Origin of the sequence: Glycomyces mayteni, assembly GCF_042428885.1 — a bacterium.
Classification (GTDB): domain Bacteria; phylum Actinomycetota; class Actinomycetes; order Mycobacteriales; family Micromonosporaceae; genus Glycomyces; species Glycomyces mayteni.
This window is the reverse complement of the sequence record NZ_JBHMBP010000004.1, coordinates 282023-299690: the sequence shown is the minus strand read 5'-3', so window position 1 is coordinate 299690 and position 17668 is coordinate 282023. Positions and strand designations below refer to the sequence as shown.

Below are 17668 nucleotides of genomic sequence, written 5' to 3'. Positions count from 1 at the left end.
GGGCAAGCCAAAAGGCCCACCTGGCAGCCAAAACAAACTCCATATACACTCTTCAGTGTGCACGCGCGGGTGGCGGAATGGCAGACGCGCTAGCTTGAGGTGCTAGTGTCCTATTATGGACGTGGGGGTTCAAGTCCCCCCTCGCGCACACTACAAAGGCCCTGGTGACAGGGCCTTTTTGCTGTCTTTGACGTACTGGGGCGGCCGCTTGATCCGCTGCTTCAGGGCCAGGTCTGCAGCCAAAAAGACAGCCATTCGGGCTGCCGGGCGCCATCGCTTCAGAAGATTGGGCGGGGAACCGGCAGTATTGGGTATCCCGCCCTTGACAATGGTGGTTGTTTGCGGCCGGCAGTGCAGCCGGGCCTTGTGAAGGCGTGTCGGTGGCTTCCCGCACTGGGATGAGCACCGGCCATGAGCGCGATCGTCAGGTCTCCGGCTGATCACCGTCATCATCGGCGGCGGCTACCTCGGCTGGCTGCTGTTCGCCGAGACGAGACGACGCCTGTGAACGTCCCGGCGGGGCCGCGCCGCTGAGGGGCGGGGGTGGTGGCGGCCCTGCCGTACGATGCCGCGGGAGTCGATCGGCAGGAGACCCATGAGCCACCACGAACCGCACCTGTGGGCCGCACTGGAAGCGGCGGAGAAGCTGGCGGACAACGACATCCAGCAGGCGCGGCTGGAGGACTTGGTCGACGCCGCCGACGCCGGGGGGTTCCCCCGGCTCGCCTTCGCCGCACGGCACGCGCTGGCGAACGCGTACAGCGTAGGCCGGCAATGGGACCGGGCCTTCCCCCTGTTCGCCCGCTGCCTCGCCGAGCACGACGCGCGCGGCCACGAGCTCGGTCCGGACGACGAGGCCGCGCTGCATTCCTGGTACTGCTGGATCATCACGTCGATGGCCGAGTTCCCGGCCATCGGCCTGCCCCGGATCTACGCGGCGCTCGACGACGTCGAACGGCGCTTCCGGACCGCGGGCCGGGACCTCCGCGAGGTGTACGCGACCCGCCGCTCCGTGGCGCACCGCGCCGCGGACTGGGACCAGGAGCAGGAGTACTTCGAGCGCTGGACGGCCGCGGGCGGACCGGACCCGACGGACATGTGGGACTTCGCCCTGCAAGTCAGTCGGCTCACCGCCCGCGGAGACGACGCGGCGGCGTACGCGCTGGCCGCGCCGGTACTGGCCGGGGACCGGACCTTCGACGAGCCCCCGGTGCCGGTGCACATCGACATGCTCCTGCCGTTGGCGCGCATGGGCCTGCACGCCGAGGCCCGGCGGTCGTTCCGGCTCGCCCGCCGCGGCATCGACCGCGACGTGTACCGCTACGAGTACAGCGGCAAGCTCATCGAGTTCTGCGCGCTCACCGGGAACCTCGACGCGGGCCTGGAGCGGGTCAGCATGATGATGTGGGGCTTCCCGACCCTGAACCGGCCCACCGGGAAGATGGACTTCGCCGCCGCCGTCGCGGTCCTGATGCGGCAGATGGTCGAGGCCGGGCGCGGCGACGAGCCCGTCGGCTGGGCGAAGCAGGGCGAGGACGAGTACGTCGACGCCGTGCAGATGCTTGGGCGCATGCGCGGCACCGCACTCGACCTCGCGGCGCGGTTCGACGAGCGTGACGCCACCACGGCCCACACCGACCGGGTCCGCGCCCGCCTCGCCGCCGGCCCGGTCGCACCGGTCCGCGTGAGCGCCGCGAGCCTCCCGTTCACCTACGGCATCCCCGCGGACCTGCCGCCCGAGGAGGTGCTGTCCCGGGCCGAGCGGCACCTCGACCGCGGGCGGCGCACCGCGGCCCGCGACCACCTCCGGGCGCTCGGACAGCCGCCCGCGCACCTGGCCGCCCGCCGCGCGCACCTGCTGGCGCGACTGGACGGCGGGCCCGATGAGGGCTCCGCGCTCTATGAGGCGGCCGGTCAGTACCAGGACGACGAGGACTGGGTCCGCATGGCGCTGTGCCTGTGCGACGCCGCGGTGTGGATGGCCGACAACGGCAGGCTCGACGACGCGGTGCCCGTGGTCACCGGCATGCGCGACATGCTGCGCAAGCTGCCCGAACCGGCGGCGGTCGCCCGCGCGGAGTTCGCGTACGCCAACGTGATGACCGGACTGGACTCCGACGAGGTCGACCGCGCGCTGGCCCGCGCCGCCGAGGACGCCGCCGAATCCAGCGACCCCTACGTCGTCGCCCTCGTCGCGGGGCACCGGGTGCACCGGGCGCAGAAGCGGCAGGCGCCCCTTGATGAAGTCGTCGCCCTGGCGGAGGCGATGCGCGACGCCGCACTGGACGCGGACTGGCCCGCCCAGGCGGTCCGCGCGTTCTCCTGCCTTGAGGCGGCCCACGCCGAGGCGGGCACCGGAGCCGCCTACCGCCGGGAGGTCGACGAGCGCACCGCCGGATTCGATTCGGGCACAACAGCAGCGGTGCGGGTCGGCTTCGGCTACGCGCAGGCCCGGGGCCTGATCGGCGAGGGCCGGGCGGCGGAGGCCGTGCTGGCGTTGGAGGAGTGGATCGCCGCGGAGCGCTCCAGCGGGGTGCCCGCCATGCACTGGCACTGGCTCGCGCAGGGGTACCTCGCCGCCGGTCGCCTGGACGACGCGGTCGACGCCGCGGAGGCCCGTGCCGACCTCCTCGACGAACTCCGGGACCACGACAGGCTTGAGGACCCGTCGGCGGCCGACGCGAATCGCGCATTGCTCGTCGACTGCCACCGGCGGCTCCGCGACTTCGCGGGCGCCCTGGAGCAGCTGGAGATCCTGAGCCGCAACGCCCACAAGCGGGACGACGCGCCGCTCCAGGAGTACGTGCGGGACCAGGTCGAGCAGGTCCGCCGCGAGATGGCGAGCCGGTAGCCGCCCGTCTTGTGACGGTTGCGGCGGCTTTCTAGGATGCGGTGAGCGCCGGAACGCTGAAGGGATCTGCGTGAACGATGAGGACGGCCGGTCGACCGGCTGGCACTGGCATGAGTACCCGGTCGGGGTGGCGGGCGAGGCCGTGCGGGCGTGCGTCCGGTCGCTGTTGTCGTTCCTGATCGGCCTGGCGGCCGCCTTCGTGCTGCTCATGGGTGCGGGGATCCTCGCCGAGGAGCATCTGCTCGGCGATCCCGGCCTCGAATCGGCCGTGGACGACCTCAGTCGCATGAGCGCCGGGCTCCTCCTCGGGCTGGCGATGGTCGCCTCCCTGGCGTGGGCGGTCGCGACGTTCTTGCAGGAGGCGACCACGTCCAGGGCGCTCGTCAGGGCCGCGGAGCGGGGTGCGTCGCGCCAGGCCGTGCCCTCGCCCGACCAGGTCGCGTCGGTCGTCAACGAGCCGGCGCGCACGCTCAGGTACTTCGCGTGGTGGAACGCCGGGTGCGTCGGCGGGCTCGGGCTGATCGCACTGCTCGTGGTGCTGGCCGACAGCGATCCCGATGGCTGGAACGTCACCTGGGCGTGCCTGGGCTACGCGGCGCTCATGGGCCTGGTCGGATACGCCTGCCGGACATGGCTTCCGCGGGTCCACCGGCGCCGCCGCGCATTGATCGCCGCGCACTGGAAGTCAGGTGACGAGACCGAGGCGTGGAAGCGGGCCAAGTCCGGAGGCAGGCGCCGCGGCGCCAGGCTGACGTTCTCGAAGGCCGAGGGCTTCATGCACGGCGGGGCGCTGCTGTGCGTCGTCGGCTTCGCTGCGCTGACGGTGTCGCTGGGGTTGCGCTGCGGGTCGGCTCCGAGGGCTGGAGCCGAATGCGAGCAGGTCCACTACGCGCCGCCCGTCGAGTTCGTCATCTCGGGCGGTTTCTGGATCTTCGCGGCCCTGCTCCCCGTGGCCGCGCTGCTGGCGGTGGCCGGGGTCCTCATCGACTGGAGGCAGCGGGGCGCCGAACGCGCCGACCTGTATGCGGCCCTGGACGATCCCCGGTCTGCTAGTCCCGACAAGGGCCTGCTGGAGTACCACGCGGGGCGGCGCACCCACCCCCTGGCGCGCGTCGCCGGCGTGGCGTCCGGGGTCGGCCTGGTGTTCGGCACCGCCGCCTACCTGCTCGGCCGCGGCTTCGGCCTGGGCTCGCAGGAGTTCTTCGCCCTCTACCGCACCGAGTCCGCCGCCGCGGTGCTCGTCTCGGCGGGCCTGCTCGTCGCGGCCACGGTCGGCACCGGCATCGCCGGAGCGCGCGGGCGCGCACTCCGCAACGCGCTCATGGAGCGCTGGCCCCTCCTGCCTCACGTGCCGCGCGACGGCAACGGCAAACCCAAGCGCCGCGTCCGCGGCCTGGCGGTTTGACGATGTCCGAGAAGCAGTTCAGCGGTCAGCGCATGGTGTCGCGTCTCGGCGCCGTCCTCGACCCCGAGCGCACGGCGGTGCTCGTGACCCGGATGCGGATCATCGGCGCCTGCCTCGGGATCGTGCTGATCGCGGCATCGGTGGTCCTGGCGACCGCGAACGGCGGATTCGACTGGACGAGCTACCACAGCTCCACCGCCCGCCGCTCCGGCGGGACCGGCCTGACGTACGAGGCGACGGGCGTCCTGTTCGGACTGGTGTTCCTGGTCGGCCCGCTCGGGTTCGGGTACGCGCTGCGAGCGGGTGCGGGGGAGCTGCTCTACCTCAACGGCTCCGAGCTGACAGTGGTCACGCCGGGGCGCCGCTCCGCCAAGGTCTACGACCTGGCCCGGGCCCGCTCGGAAGTGCGGTTGGACAAGGTGCCCGGATCGAGGCCGGGCAGCGCCGAGGCGCGCGAGAAGGTCGGCAGCTACCGGCCGGTGCTGGTGCTGTTCTCGGCGTCCGGTCGGCGCGAGACCGTCATCGAACTCGCCGAGCTGCGCTCTCGGCACATGCGCCCGCCGCAGGAGACCCGGGCGCTCGAAGCCGCCATGCGGCCCGCCGCCGACCCTGCGGTCCGGCACACGGCGGGCCAGCTCCGCACGGTGCTGCGCTGGAGGCGACTGCCCGTCGTCCATGACGCCTCGCCCGACGCGATCCCCGCGACCGCGGAGGACGAGACGACCGGGCCGGTCCTGCGGACCCCGGTCTTCGCCGGTGTCGCGGGCCCCGAGATCGAGATCGCGGAACCGCCCCGCCGCGGTTGAGGATCCGACCGGCGTCTGGGCGGCGACTCGCTGGTCAACCCTGTCCGCTCGGCGGAATCGGCTCAGGCGGTAGAGGATACGATGCGTCCACTACCGCCACTTCGGTGCTCGCGGCGGCGATCAGCCGCGCGAGGGCCTGGGGGTTGGCGCGGCGGTGAGCCGAACGGCTGAGGAGCTTCGCCGGCACCGCCGGTCCGCTCCGAATCGAAGTCGGGTTCGAGGACGGCGGATCCGCCGTCCTCGGTCTACCGGGTGTCACGGATTGTCGGTCGGCTTGAGACAGTGTCGGGCCCGTGCCGGATTCTCGGCACGGGCCCGACGGCAGTCGCCCTTAGGGGGTGGGCCAGGTGGTGTCCTTACCCCAGCTGGTGTCCTTGCCCCAGCTCGTGTCCTTCTGCATGTGGTTCATCGTGTTCCCTCCTCTCGTGTGTCGCTCATGTCCTGACCGGTTCCGAGCGGTCCACGGCGGGAAGCGCCGACCGCTCGGAGACTTGCGGCTCGTCCGCTGCGGCGAGCCTGAAAACGAGGCCGATAGTGAGTGCGACGACCGAGCCGGCCGCACCGCACAACGCGATCGAGGCGGCCGGGGAGAACGCTTCGGCGAGAACGCCGGCGAGCGCCATCCCCAACCCCTGGGCGGTCTGGAGGCCGGCAGCGGCGAAGCCGATGGCACGGGCGCGGATCTCATCGGGCACCTGGAGCACGAACCTGACCTCGGCGATGACGACGAAGCTCGAACACAAGCCGGAGATCGCCCACAGCACGACCGCGACCCAGACGCCCGGCTCGGCGAACGTCACGACGAGCGGGAGCCCGGCAGCGAAGGCGAGCGGCACCGTCAGCCGCCGCCGCGCGTCGGTGCCCAGGCGGGCCACCAGGAGTCCGCCGATCGCCATCCCGGCGACGTCGGCCGCCATGAGCAGGCCGACTGCGGACGCACCCGCGCCGATCTCGGCGACGTAGGGGGCTGCGAGCGACTCGGGGACGACGTAGAACCCGAACGTCCAGGCGAGCGCGGCCAGGCCCAGCAGGCTCCGGTTCCTGGCCACGAGCCGGACTCCGGCGAGGGCGAACCGGCCCTTGGAGGCGCTGGTTCCATTGCTCCCGCTGGACTCGGGCAGGTGCGGGCGCAGACCCCATCGTACGAGCGCGGCCGAGACCAGGAACGTGAACGCGTTGGCGGCCAGGACCAGGTGCGGGCTGCCGGTGGCGGCCACGACGACCCCGCCCAGGGCGAACCCGGCGATCTGCGCGATGCCGTCCGTGGCGCCGGTGATGCCCATGCCGACCTGGTAGCGACCGCCGGGCAGGACCTTGGGGAGGGTCGCGATGCGGGCGGAGGAGAACAGCGGCTCGGGGCAGGCGACGGCCACCACGAGGAGGCCGAGCACCGGCAGCGGCATGGCCGGGATCGCCATGAGCCCGATGAGCACCGCCCGCAGCACGTCCACAGTCCACATGACGGTGCGGCGTGAGTACCGGTCCGCCAGGCCCGCGAGCAGGGGTGCGGTGAGCAGTGGCGGCAGGTAGGTCGAGGCGTATACCAGCGTGGTGAGCGCCGCCGACGAGGTCTGTTCGAACACCAGCAGCGACAGGGCGACCCGAGCGAGCTGGTCGCCGATGCGCGACTGCGCCTGAGCGATCCAGAGCACCCGGAACTCGCCGATGGCGAACACGTCGCGGAATCGGGCTGCCTGCTCTGACATGCGTCTCCTAGGTGTCGACCCGAAGCCGGGACGGGTGGACCGTCGGCGAGGAACGGTGACGGACGACGCCATTGCATCCGATGCGGACGTTGACGGCAAGCTTCTGCTGCACTATCTTGAACTCGCCCGTCCGCCGACCCCGCCAGCGGAGGCCCGTGAATCCCGAACCCCGCCGATCCGGCAACGCCATCGCGAAGCTCTCCTCCTGGCTGGCCGTGCACCTCTCCGACAGCGGCCAGACCGTCGCCGAAGTGGCCGACGAGCTCGGTGTGAGCGAGGGGACCGTCCGGTCCTGGCTCTCCGGCCACCGGCCCGGCGACGAGGGCGGCGGGTTCGCCCACCTCGACACCCCGGCCAAGTTCGGAGCCTGGCTGCGCGCCCGCATCGCCGACTCCGGGTGCAGCGTAAGGCAGATCGCCGAGACCACCGAGAACGTCAGCCGGGTGACGATCTACTACTGGATCCGCGGCGAGTACCTCCCCAAGCCTCCGACCGGCGATGCACCCGACCGCTTCGACCAGCTCCTCAGCAACCCGCGCCTGGGCCTGAGCCTGCGTGAGCGCGTCGAGCTCGACGAAGTCCGCCGCCGCCTCACCGGCACCTCACTCAGCGCCGAGAAGCCCGTCGCCGACTGGGCCTCTCGCGCACTCCCGGCCGACGACCAGGCATTCACCGGCCGCAATCAAGAGCTGCGGCGCCTCGACCGCCTGCTGCGCGAGCACCGCCGCGGCCGGTCGGTGGTCGTTGCCGCGCTCACCGGTATCGGCGGCGTCGGCAAGACTGCGCTCGCGGTGCACTGGGCGCGCAGCCGGGCGGCCAAAGCGCGCTTCGTTGACGGCTGCCTGTACGTCAACCTCAACGGCTACGCCGACCTGCCCCCGACCGACCCGCACCAAGCGCTCGCCGGCCTGCTTGAGCAACTGGGCGTCGACCCGAAGACCGTGCCGGACGACCCCGACGCACTGGCCGCGCGCTACCAGGAGGCACTGCGAGGCACGCGAATGCTGATCGTGCTGGACAACGCCCACGCCGACCCGCAGATCCGCCCGCTCATACCCACCGAGCCGAACTGCCTGGTCCTCATCACCAGCCGCAGCCGACTCGAAGGACTGCGCGCCACCCACCACGGCACCGTCCACCTGCCCCTGGACACCCTCCCCGGCGCCGAAGCCGCCTCACTCCTGCGCGGCCTCCTGGGACGGCCGACCGCCAAAGACGCCGAAGCAGACGAGATAGCGGCCTTCGCCGACGCTTGCGGCCGCCTGCCCCTCGCCCTCCACATCGCGGCCGCGAACCACCGAACCCACCACTCACGGACCACCTCTATCGGCGACTACGCCCGCATGCTCACCGAAAACCGCCTCAGCCGCTTGAACGTCGGCCCCACCGACCCGTCCACTTCAGTCGCCGCAGTCTTCGACCGGTCCTACCGCCACCTCTCCATCCCGGCACAGCGCACCTACCGCCTCCTCGGCCTCCACCCAGGTCTCGACCTGTCCCCGGCACTGGCGACCAGCCTCACCGGCATGAGCACCGACGACACCGCCACCGCCCTGATGGAACTGACCCGGGCCAGCCTGCTCACTCGAAGCGCCGAAGGCCGCTACTCCCTCCACGACCTCCTCCGGGAACACGCCACCGCGCTGGCCGAGCGCACCGACTCAGACGCTGAGCGCCGCAACGCCATACAGCGGCTGCTGGACCATTACACGCACACCGCCTGCCCCGCGGCCGCGATGATCCGGCCGAGCATCGACGAGCTCGCCATCCCGCTGGGAGAACCGAGCCCCGGCACCGTCCCCGAATCCCTCACCGAGCGGGAGGCAGCGCGAGCCTGGTTCCAAGCGGAGCATGCGGGCATGGCCGCCGCCGTGCTCCGCCAACCGGAAGGCGAACTCGACGTCCAAGTCTGGCAGTCCGGCTGGGCGCTCTCAGGCTTCTACTACGTCCGCGGCCACATGCGCGACCAGGTCGTCCTCCAGCTCGCCGCCCTGGGCGCCGCGGAGCGGATCGGCGATTCGGCCGCGCAGGTCCACTCTCATCGGGTCCTGGCCTGGAGCTATACCGGGCTCGGGCGTTTCGAGGACAGCCACGCGCACTTGACCCAGGCGCTGCGGCTCGCCATCGCGACCGAGGACCGTATCGCACAGGCGGCCGCTCACCATGGCCTTGCCAATCTGGCCGCGCTGCAAGGACATCACGACGCAGCGCTTGAACACTCCCGGCGGTTTCTGGAGCTCTCCACTGCGCAGGGCAGCCGCATCGGCGTGGCCCGTGCGCTGAACGCGGTCGGCTGGTACCACGCGCAGCTCGGCGAGTACAAGGAGGCGATCGAATACTGCGAACGGGCACTCGACGCCTGCCAAGCGGTCGATTCCGACCTCCGACCCCACCTCGAAGCCGCCGTATCGGACAGTCTCGGCTTCATCCATCATCGCCTCGGCCGGTACGAACGCGCACGCTCCTATTACCACCTGGCCCTGGCACGCGTTCGCGAAGCCGGCTCGCGCCGAGGAGAGGGCGAGGTGCTCTCGTCCCTCGGCGAACTCCACCTCTCGGCCGGAGACCCCGACGCCGCCCGCGAGGCGCTGCAGCAGGCGCTGGAAATCCTCACCGACATCGGCCACACCGGCGCCGACGACCTCCGCCGCAGACTCGCCGACCTCTGAAGCGGTTTCGTTAGCGACGAACCAGGTTGCACGCTGTCAGCGGAAACCCGACGTTGTCTGGACATCAGGATGGGACACCAAGGACTGCAATATTTGTCCCATGGCATTGTCTGGTCGCCATGGCCGTTTCGATTGGCGTGCAGGGGAGTTCCTGCATGTAAGGCTTGTAATCGGTCGGTGACGGTCTCTAGAATCCTTTGTCATGACCGACATCGAAGACCCGGCCAAGGTCCCGCCGCCGGTGCAGGAACTGGGGCGCCAGCTCGAAGCCGAACGTGTCCGGCGCCGACACGGGAGGCCGACGGGCTACCGGAAGAACGAGGTCCCGACCAACATCTGCTCGGCGAAGACGCTGGGCCGCTTGGAGTCTGGGTCCTATCGCGGCGTCAGAGTCGGCACGGTCCTGGAGCTGCTGCGGTTCTACGAGACCCCGCACCAGAAGGTTGACCACATCGCCCGACTGGCCGAAGCCGCCCGTGCTGGCGACTGGTGCTCGGTCTACAGCAACGCCGCCAACGACCGCGGCTGGTTCCTCCAGCAGTGCGAAGACGCCGCCACTTTCCTTTGCTACCACTCGCCGCTCGCGATCCCCTCGCTCATCCACAGCGAGGCGTACTACCGGATGATTCGCGCAACCACGAAGGTGCCGATTCGTTGGGAAGTCGACTGGGATGAGGGCTTGGAGTTCCGGATGGAGCGCCGTGAGCGTTGGATTGAGTCTGGGCGCGATGCGCTACTCCTCATCGGCGAGGCCGCTCTGACCATGGGTCTCGGACCCGACCGAGACGTGATTCTCGCGGACATCAAACAGATCGCCGCGCTTCCGTTTGCTGATGTTCGGATCATGCCGCTTTCCTTGGGGCGCTATGACTTGCTGCCGTGGCAGTTGAACCTCTTCGAGTACGACGGCGACCAGCCGCCAGTTATCAACGTCGAGTCCCCGCGCGGTGGGGGATTCGTGGACGCGAGCACTTCGCAGGGTAAGTTCTTCACAGACGCGTTCAAGCTCGCGTCGGCCGAGTCGATCACCGCGGAGGAGTTCTTCACATGAGCACCACTGGTCCCTGGCGCAAGTCCAGCCGCAGCGGCGCCAACCAGGACAACAGCTGCGTCGAAGTGCGGCTGAGCGACGGTGCCCCGCAGGTCTCGGACTCGAAGCTCCCCGAGGACCGCCCGATCCTTTCCATCACCCCCGCCACTTACACGGGCCTGCTGGCCTGGGTGAAAGACCACGGCTGATGTCCGGTTCGGTCAGGGAACACCCGCTCAAGGGCCAGTTCGACGCTGCCGCTGCTAGGTGGGTCCGCCCCGACGCCGCCGACGGGGAACCGGGTGAACTGGAGCTCGGGTTCGCCGACAACGGCCTGGTCGCCATGCGCCGCGTGGATGACCCGAGCGGGACGATCCTGATCTACACCCCAGGCGAATGGGAGGCGTTCGTCGGCGGGGTTCGCGACGGCGAACTCGACCTCGCCGTGCTCGCCGCTGACGTGGAGCGAGGCAGCCTCGAATAGCTCCGAGCTGCTCTAACTGACGCTTGAGGACGCGCCGATGGGACACCACGGCGCGTCTTTCTTGTCCGGTCCGCATGTCCGTCGCTGAGACGCGGTCGCCGCGGGTGGGCCTGGCACGCCCGCCAGAATCAATGCTGGTGCCTGTGTTTGCGCAGCTCATAAGCTCATTGGCATGAGCAGCAGACATACCGCCGTCGGGTGTCCCGATCCCGACGCGCTCAATCGGGGGACCTTCAGCGACCAGTACCGCGACTACACCGTCCGCGCCTCCGGGCCGGTCGCACCGGACTCGTTCCAAGTCCTGACCGGCCCGCGTGGCGACGACGTCGTCCTGGTGGTCTCCGGCCTGGGCTCCGGGGACCTGAAAGCGACTTGGGGCGCTTTCTGGCGGGGCCTCAAACCACAATCGAAGATCTGGCTCGAAGAGCAGGCGTTCCGCGTCTTCTACCGTGGCGACCTCGCTGCGGCCCGGGCGGTGCCCGGCGATGACTGAACCGAACGCATCAGGGGGCGGTAAATACAACCTTCGTTCAGACGGCAAGCCCGGCATCGATGGCTACCTGGGTGACTTTCACCGCGGCCCGGCGGTCTTCACGCTCTACCGCTTGGGCTCGGACCCCGGCCGCGCTCAGAAGATCGTCGATTATCTTCTCGACGTCGAGGACGGGGCCGGTCCGCGCGAATGCTGCCGTTTCACCGACGACTCCGAGGACGTGCCCGAGTGGGCCCCGGCCTGGTCCGGTGACCCGTGGTGCCCCTGGCTCATGGACAAGTGCATGATCCTGATCGCCGCACCCGACACCACCTGACCTTCACCCTTGAAGTTCCGCAGCCGGGCGCCTGAACGACAGACCGGCGCGGAACCGATCGGGATGCGGTGGCCGTCTTCGCTTCTCGCGACACCACCGCACCCGAAACGGGGTCGGGCGACCTTTGGTGGAAGGCCGCCCGACCCCTCCCACGGCCGGATTTCCCGCCGGGGCCGCCAATAGAAGCCCTTTATGGACAGAGTGTGAGGTCGGCGATCCTGGCTTTGGTGCAACGGCATCGTCTGCCAACTGGGTGCGTTGCGGTTCAGTGGGGGTCGTCGGTCGGTGGTTGCCTTGCGACGTGTTCGGCGATGCGTTCGAGGGCGGTGAGGTCGGCAGGGTCGAGGCGGTCGATGAAGTGGTGGCGTACCGATGCGAGGTGGGCGGGGGCGGCGTCGGTGAGGGTGGTCATGCCCTGGTCGGTGAGTGTGAGGAGGCAGCCCCGGCCGTCCGCGGGGTCGGGGTCGCGGCGCAGGAGGCCGCGCGATTCCATGCGGCTGGCGTGGCGGGACAGGCGGCTGCGTGACCAGCCCATTTTCCGGGCCTGCTCGCCCAGCGTGCTGGTGTGCTCGGGGCGTTCGGAGAGGGTGCTCAGGACTTCGTAGTCGGCCTCGGAGAGCCCGATCGCGGCCAGGTCGCGCGCGGTACCCGACTGGACGGCGGTCATGACCTGCCGGAAGGCTCGCCAGGCGCGCTCCTCGTCGGCGTCGAGCCAGCGTACGGCCTTCGCCGGATAACTCGTTGACATGTAATCAACATAGCAGGTACAGTTCGTTTCCATGTCAACGAGAAAACTCCGCGTCCTCGTCATCACCTCCAGCACCCGGCCCGGGGCCCTCGGGCCCGCGGTCGCCCGGTGGCTGGAGGACGCCCTCGCCGGGCCCGCCGATGACCTCGGCGTGGAGCTCGTCCCGGTCTCGCTCGCCGACCTCGGCCTGCCGTTCCTGGACGAGGAGGAGCACCCCTCATCGGGCGTCTACCGGCACGAGCACACGCGCCGCTGGAGCGCCCTGGTCGACGCGGCCGACGGCTTCATCGCGGTGACGCCCGAGTACAACTACGGCATGCCGGGGTCGCTGAAGAACGCCCTCGACTACCTGAGCGCCGAATGGGCCTGGAAGCCCATCGGCTTCGTCAGCTACGGGAACACCTCGGCGGGCACGCGCTCGGTGCAGCACGCCAAGCAGGTGGTCACGACCCTCCGCCTGGTCCCGCTCGGCGCCACCGTGGCGATCCGCATCGGCGACGCCGTCGAACACGGTGTGCTCCGCCCCGAGATTCGCCGCGACGGCGCGGCGGCCTCCATGCTCGACGAGCTGGTCCGGCTCGCGAACGCGTTGCGGCCCATGCGGGAACGCGCCCGCCCCGAAGCGGTTCCGGGCCCCGTTCTCGGGTCCTACGCCAGGACCCTGACGCCCGAGGACGCCGCCGAGGTCACGGTGCTCCAGCGGTGCTGCTGGACCGAGGAGGCGATCGTCAACGCCACCTTGGACATCCCCGCGCTCCATGAGTCCCTTGCGGACGTCCGGTCCTGGCTCGGCGAGTGGGACGCCACCGGACTGCTGCTCGACGGCCGGCTCCTCGGCATGGTCCGCACCCGCCGCTCGGGCACCGCCTGGGAGATCGGCCGCCTCGCCGTCGCTCCTGACCTGCGCGGGCATGGGCTGGGCGGATGGCTCCTCGACCTCGCCGAGTCCGCCGCCGCCCCCGGCTGCGACCGCCTCCTGCTCCACACCGGCGCGAAGAGTCTGCGGAACATCGACTTCTACAAGAACCGGGGCTACCTCCCGACCGCCCACGGCGACGGCGTCACGACCCTTGTCAAGGACCTGGCTCGCTGACGGCGCCAGGTGCGGCCCTGGGAAGGCGGCGGCCCCGGCGCTGGATCGCCGGGGCCGTGCGGCCGCCATGTCCGGCGCCACCGATGAGCTGTCGGGGTCATCGCTCCCACTTTTGGCTCTGCGCGTATTTACATTGTGAGCATATGTCGATAATATTTGCATTTGTCAATGTCTTCGACGACTGGGAGCGATACCATGCTCAGATCGAGAACACCTCGCCTCCGCCGGCTCCTCCTCAGGCTCGCAGCGGTGGTCATGGCCAGCGCCGCGGTGCTGTGCTTCACCGCCCAGGGCGCCGGCGCCCACGGCACCGCGACCTCGCCGGCCGCGCGCCAGTACTCCTGCTGGGAGCGCTGGGGCAGCGACCACATGAATCCGGACATGGCCACTGAGGACCCCATGTGCTACCAGGCGTTCCAGGCCAACCCCAACACCATGTGGAGCTGGATGAGCCTGCTCCGCGAGGGCATGCAGGGACAGCACGAGCAGCGCATCCCCGACAACCAGCTCTGCTCCGGCGCCAACCCCGAGTACGCGTCGCTCGACCAGCCGGGCGACTGGCACACCACCGCGCTCGGCAACGACTTCACCCTCCACTACGAGGACCAGGCGCGGCACGGCGCCGACTACTACTGGGTGTACGTCACCAAGCAGGGGTATGACGCCACGACCGACGCGCTCGACTGGGGCGACCTCGAACGCGTCGTCGAGACCGGGGTCTACGAACCGGGCGCGCCGGTCGACATCCAGGTAAGCGCGCCCGGCAGGACCGGGCACCACATCGTGTACGTCGTCTGGCAGGCCAGCCACTTCGACCAGACCTTCTACTCCTGCTCCGACGTCACGTTCGGCGGCGCGTAGCGCGCAGGTCGGACCCTGGAGGCCCGGTCCCCTCATCCCCGGTCCGACCGCGGCGAGCGGTCGGGCCGGGGCGCGTCGATGCCGCGGCGCGTGGGCACGATCGTGGATCGGCTGCGGCGGTCAGCGGCCGGTGGCCCCTGCACGCTGCTGCCAGGCGAGCAGCAGCCGTGCGCGGTTGATGCCCAGGTGGGCGGCGATGCCGAGGAGGACCCCCGCGACGGCGACTGAAGCACCGAACATCCAGGCCAGTGCATGCCCCCCGATGACGGCGCCAGATGCGAGTCCGGTGAGGAGCACCGTGCCTGCGGCGATGGTGAGGAGGAGCTCGGTGGCGCTTGACCGGGATATCGCGCGATGAATCTGAGAGTCGATCGGGTCCACAGGGGCATCCTAGGCGAGTTGCGTTCGCGCCCAGTGGCAGTGGTCGAACGCCGGGTCGCTGTGAGGCGGGTGCGTCGATGGTGTCGGGGGAGTCGTTGGCCCTCCCGGAGCGGCGCGGTCGCCGCTTCGGGAGGGCCAGCGGCCGTGTGGGTCAGGTTGCCGTGCAGGTGACTGCGGGTGCGGTGGCGGTGCCTGATCCGATGAAGCCCCAGGCGGCGGAGCGGGTCTGGCCCGCTGCGATGGAGCCGTTCCAGCCGACGTCGCGGGCGGTGACGGTGGAGCCGGAGGAGGTGACCTGGGCGTTCCAGCTGCTGGAGATGGACTGGCCGGCGGGCCAGGTCCAGGTCAGGGTCCACCCGTTGAGCGCGCCGGTGCCGGCGGTGACGTCGACGTCGCCCTGCCAGCCCGAGCCCCAGCTGCTGACGATGCGCACCGTCGCGGTGCAGGCGCGCGTGGGCGGCGGCGTGGTCTCAGGGGGAGTCGTCGCAGGCGGGGTCGTGCCGCCGGGGTCGTTCTGGTGCAGGCCGAAGAACTCGATGGCGAGCCGCGCCATGCCGGTCTGGGGCAGGGCGTGCCCGGCGCCGACGGCGGTGATCGCCTCGACGCGGACGGTCCCGCCGGTGTCGGCGAAGCGCTTGCGCTCCCAGCTGGGCTGCGGCCGGTCGGTGGTCGTGGGGTTCTGGCTCAGCCCGAACACGTTGGTCCACTGCTCGACCTCCTCCTGGAGGAGCTGGTAGGGGACGAGGGTGTCCTGGCTGCCATGCCACAGCTGCACGCGCGGGCGCGGCCCGCTGTAGCCGGGGTAGGCCTGGCGGACCGAGTCGCCCCACGACTGCGGGGTGCGGTCCATGCTGCCGTTGACGCACTTGCTGGTCTGGGGCGGGAAGTCCGCCTCGTTCGCGAAGCAGGTGAAGGGCACGCCCATGTAGACCGAGCCCGCGGCGAACACGTCGGGGTAGAGCGCGAGGAGCGCGTTGGTCTCCATGCCGCCGGAGGAGCTGCCGGTGACGAAGACCCGGTTCGGGTCGCCGTTGTACTGGTCCTCGACGTACTCGACCATGGAGACGACGGATGCCGGGTCACTGCCGCCGCCTCGGGTCTTGGACGCCGCCGACCACACGTCGAAGCAGTTGCCCATGGCGGTCTGCTTCGTGGCGGTCGGGTAGACGACGATGAAGCCGTACTGGTCGGCCAGCGCGGCGAACTCGGACCCCGAGTAGAACCCGGTGCCCGACCTGCCGCAGCCGTGCATCGCGACGAGGATCGCGGGGCTGGCGGGCCGGGTGTCGGGCACGTACACGTGCATGCGGAGGCCGCCGGGGTTGTCGCCGAAGTTCGTCACCTCCTGGAGCGATGCGGCGGCGGCCGGGGGCGCGAACGCCGCCCAGGCGGTGATGAGCAGCAGTCCGCTGAGGACCGCGGCGAGGATGGATCTCGTTCGTTTCACGGTGGACACCTTTCTTGTCAGCCGCCCGCGCCCGTCAGGTCGCGGCGGTGGGTCTCGCCGACCGCGTAGATGCACGCGACGGTGAACAGGCAGCACGCGGCGATGATCGCGGAGAGCACCCACGGGTCGGCGCCCGCGGCGAGGAGCGCGGCGAACGCCAGGGGCGCGGCCCCGGCGCCGGTCGAGGAGACCTGGTAGCCGAGGGACGCGCCGGTGTAGCGGGTGCGGGTGGCGAACAGCTCGCTGTAGAGCGCGGCGAGCGGCCCGTACATGAGCGGGTGGACGACGGCCTGGCCGAGGACGACCGCGAGGAGCAGCAGCCCCCAGGTCCCGGTGTCGATCAAGGGGAACAGTGCGAACGCGACCGCGACCATGCCGAGTGCGCCCGCGGCGACGACCGGGCGCCTGCCGACGCGGTCGGAGAGCGCGGAGTAGCCGAGGATGCCGGCGACGGCCAGCACCGAGGAGATGACGAGCGCGTTCAGGACCGCGCCGCGCTCGAACCCGGCCTGGACCGCGTAGGAGACGACGAAGACGGTGAGCGTCGACTGGGCGACGAACGCGCCGAAGCCGATCCCGATGGACAGCAGCAGGTTCCGCGGGTGGCGCCGGACGACCTCCACGAGCGGCCACTTCGGCGGCGCGTCCCCGGCGTCGTCGAACACGGGGCTCTCGGTCACCTTGAGGCGCACGAACAGTCCGAGCGCGAGCAGGGCGACGCTGAACAGGAACGGGAGGCGCCAGCCCCAGGACGCGAACTGGGCCTCGGTGGTGCCCGCGGCCACGAGCGCGAGCACGCCGGTGGAGACGACCATGCCGCTCGGGGCGCCCGCGTTGGTGAACGAGGCCCAGAGGCCGCGCCGCGTAGTGGCGTGCTCGGCCGAGAGCAGGACCGCGCCGCCCCACTCGCCGCCGAGGGCGATGCCCTGGACGATGCGCAAGGCCACCAGGAGGATCGGCGCGGCGGCCCCGATCTGGTCGTAGGTCGGCAGGACGCCGATGAGGGTGCTCGCGGCGCCCATGATCGTCATCGTGGTGACGAGCGTCCGCTTTCGGCCGAGCCGGTCGCCGTAGTGGCCGAACAGGACGCCGCCGAGCGGGCGGGCGAGGTACCCGGCGAAGAGGGTGCCGAAGCTGGCGACGGTGCCGACGAGCGGGTCCATGTCGGAGAAGAAGACCTTGTTGAACACGAGGGCGGCCGCGGTGGCGTAGAGCAGGAAGTCGTAGAACTCGATCAGGCTGCCGAGGTAGCTGGAGAAGACGGCGCGGCGGAGCGGGGTGCTCGACGCCGGTTCGGTCCGGGACATGGGGCGCCTCCGGTGGGCTGACGGTGGCGGTCCGGCAGGGAGTCCGGTCCGCTCCCAAATAAACGTATGCA

The 17668-nt window shown here is 70.6% G+C and carries 16 protein-coding genes and 1 tRNA gene; 12 read left to right on the top strand and 5 right to left on the bottom strand.

Annotated elements, in window-relative coordinates; all coding sequences use genetic code 11:
- The first annotated feature begins 63 nt into the window (after positions 1–63).
- From ACFFXY_RS16650 to ACFFXY_RS16635, 4 genes are all read left to right on the top strand, one after another.
- Positions 64–148: transfer RNA gene (locus tag ACFFXY_RS16650), tRNA-Leu, on the top strand.
- Between the two features lie 447 nt (positions 149–595).
- Positions 596–2851 (top strand): hypothetical protein, encoded by a 2256-nt coding sequence (locus ACFFXY_RS16645; RefSeq protein WP_382352838.1) that lies wholly within the window; start codon positions 596–598, stop codon positions 2849–2851.
- A 70-nt stretch (positions 2852–2921) separates the two neighbouring features.
- Positions 2922–4256 (top strand): hypothetical protein, encoded by a 1335-nt coding sequence (locus ACFFXY_RS16640; RefSeq protein WP_382352835.1) that lies wholly within the window; start codon positions 2922–2924, stop codon positions 4254–4256.
- Between the two features lie 2 nt (positions 4257–4258).
- The gene (locus ACFFXY_RS16635) at positions 4259–5062 is read left to right on the top strand and encodes a hypothetical protein (RefSeq protein ID WP_382352832.1); all 804 of its coding nucleotides are present in this window, start codon (positions 4259–4261) and stop codon (positions 5060–5062) included.
- A 434-nt stretch (positions 5063–5496) separates the two neighbouring features.
- Here the strand turns inward: ACFFXY_RS16635 and ACFFXY_RS16630 are convergent, their stop codons facing one another.
- On the bottom strand, positions 5497–6768 hold the full coding sequence (locus tag ACFFXY_RS16630; protein ID WP_382352829.1) for an MFS transporter: 1272 nt from the start codon (positions 6766–6768) through the stop codon (positions 5497–5499).
- A gap of 155 nt (positions 6769–6923) precedes the next feature.
- Between ACFFXY_RS16630 and ACFFXY_RS16625 the strand changes: the two genes are divergently transcribed.
- The 6 genes from ACFFXY_RS16625 to ACFFXY_RS16600 all read left to right on the top strand — a co-directional run bounded on the left by ACFFXY_RS16625 (position 6924) and on the right by ACFFXY_RS16600 (position 11760).
- Complete coding sequence (locus ACFFXY_RS16625) at positions 6924–9437, top strand: tetratricopeptide repeat protein (RefSeq protein ID WP_382352826.1); 2514 nt, start codon at positions 6924–6926, stop codon at positions 9435–9437.
- A 202-nt stretch (positions 9438–9639) separates the two neighbouring features.
- Complete coding sequence (locus ACFFXY_RS16620; RefSeq protein WP_382352823.1) at positions 9640–10488, top strand: Scr1 family TA system antitoxin-like transcriptional regulator; 849 nt, start codon at positions 9640–9642, stop codon at positions 10486–10488.
- A complete protein-coding gene (locus ACFFXY_RS16615; protein WP_382352820.1) occupies positions 10485–10676 on the top strand; it encodes a DUF397 domain-containing protein in 192 nt (63 codons plus the stop codon). The genes ACFFXY_RS16620 and ACFFXY_RS16615 overlap by 4 nt, the downstream gene beginning before the upstream one ends.
- The gene (locus ACFFXY_RS16610; protein ID WP_382352817.1) at positions 10676–10951 is read left to right on the top strand and encodes a DUF397 domain-containing protein; all 276 of its coding nucleotides are present in this window, start codon (positions 10676–10678) and stop codon (positions 10949–10951) included. Before ACFFXY_RS16615 ends, ACFFXY_RS16610 begins: the two co-directional genes overlap by 1 nt.
- 172 nt (positions 10952–11123) lie before the next feature.
- Entirely contained in the window at positions 11124–11444 is a 321-nt protein-coding gene (locus tag ACFFXY_RS16605) for a hypothetical protein (protein WP_382352814.1), read from the top strand.
- Positions 11437–11760 carry a hypothetical protein gene (locus tag ACFFXY_RS16600; protein ID WP_382352811.1) on the top strand — a complete coding sequence of 108 codons (324 nt, stop codon included), beginning with the start codon at positions 11437–11439 and terminating at the stop codon, positions 11758–11760. The genes ACFFXY_RS16605 and ACFFXY_RS16600 overlap by 8 nt, the downstream gene beginning before the upstream one ends.
- Positions 11761–12025: 265 nt before the next feature.
- Here the strand turns inward: ACFFXY_RS16600 and ACFFXY_RS16595 are convergent, their stop codons facing one another.
- Positions 12026–12508, bottom strand: a complete 483-nt coding sequence (locus ACFFXY_RS16595) for a MarR family winged helix-turn-helix transcriptional regulator (RefSeq protein ID WP_382352808.1) — start codon at positions 12506–12508, stop codon at positions 12026–12028.
- A 31-nt stretch (positions 12509–12539) separates the two neighbouring features.
- On the opposite strand from ACFFXY_RS16595, the gene ACFFXY_RS16590 reads away from it, so the two are divergent.
- Both ACFFXY_RS16590 and ACFFXY_RS16585 read left to right on the top strand, forming a co-directional pair.
- A complete protein-coding gene (locus tag ACFFXY_RS16590) occupies positions 12540–13601 on the top strand; it encodes a GNAT family N-acetyltransferase (protein ID WP_382352806.1) in 1062 nt (353 codons plus the stop codon).
- A 255-nt stretch (positions 13602–13856) separates the two neighbouring features.
- Positions 13857–14462, top strand: coding sequence for a lytic polysaccharide monooxygenase auxiliary activity family 9 protein (locus ACFFXY_RS16585; RefSeq protein WP_382355462.1), 606 nt, complete (start codon positions 13857–13859; stop codon positions 14460–14462).
- Between the two features lie 120 nt (positions 14463–14582).
- On the opposite strand, the gene ACFFXY_RS16580 is transcribed toward ACFFXY_RS16585, so the two are convergent.
- The 3 genes from ACFFXY_RS16580 to ACFFXY_RS16570 all read right to left on the bottom strand — a co-directional run bounded on the left by ACFFXY_RS16580 (position 14583) and on the right by ACFFXY_RS16570 (position 17597).
- A complete protein-coding gene (locus ACFFXY_RS16580) occupies positions 14583–14843 on the bottom strand; it encodes a hypothetical protein (protein ID WP_382352803.1) in 261 nt (86 codons plus the stop codon).
- Positions 14844–14994: 151 nt separating this feature from the next.
- The gene (locus ACFFXY_RS16575; RefSeq protein WP_382352800.1) at positions 14995–16290 is read right to left on the bottom strand and encodes an extracellular catalytic domain type 1 short-chain-length polyhydroxyalkanoate depolymerase; all 1296 of its coding nucleotides are present in this window, start codon (positions 16288–16290) and stop codon (positions 14995–14997) included.
- Between the two features lie 17 nt (positions 16291–16307).
- Positions 16308–17597 carry an MFS transporter gene (locus ACFFXY_RS16570; protein WP_382352797.1) on the bottom strand — a complete coding sequence of 430 codons (1290 nt, stop codon included), beginning with the start codon at positions 17595–17597 and terminating at the stop codon, positions 16308–16310.
- Between the last annotated feature and the right edge of the window lie 71 nt (positions 17598–17668).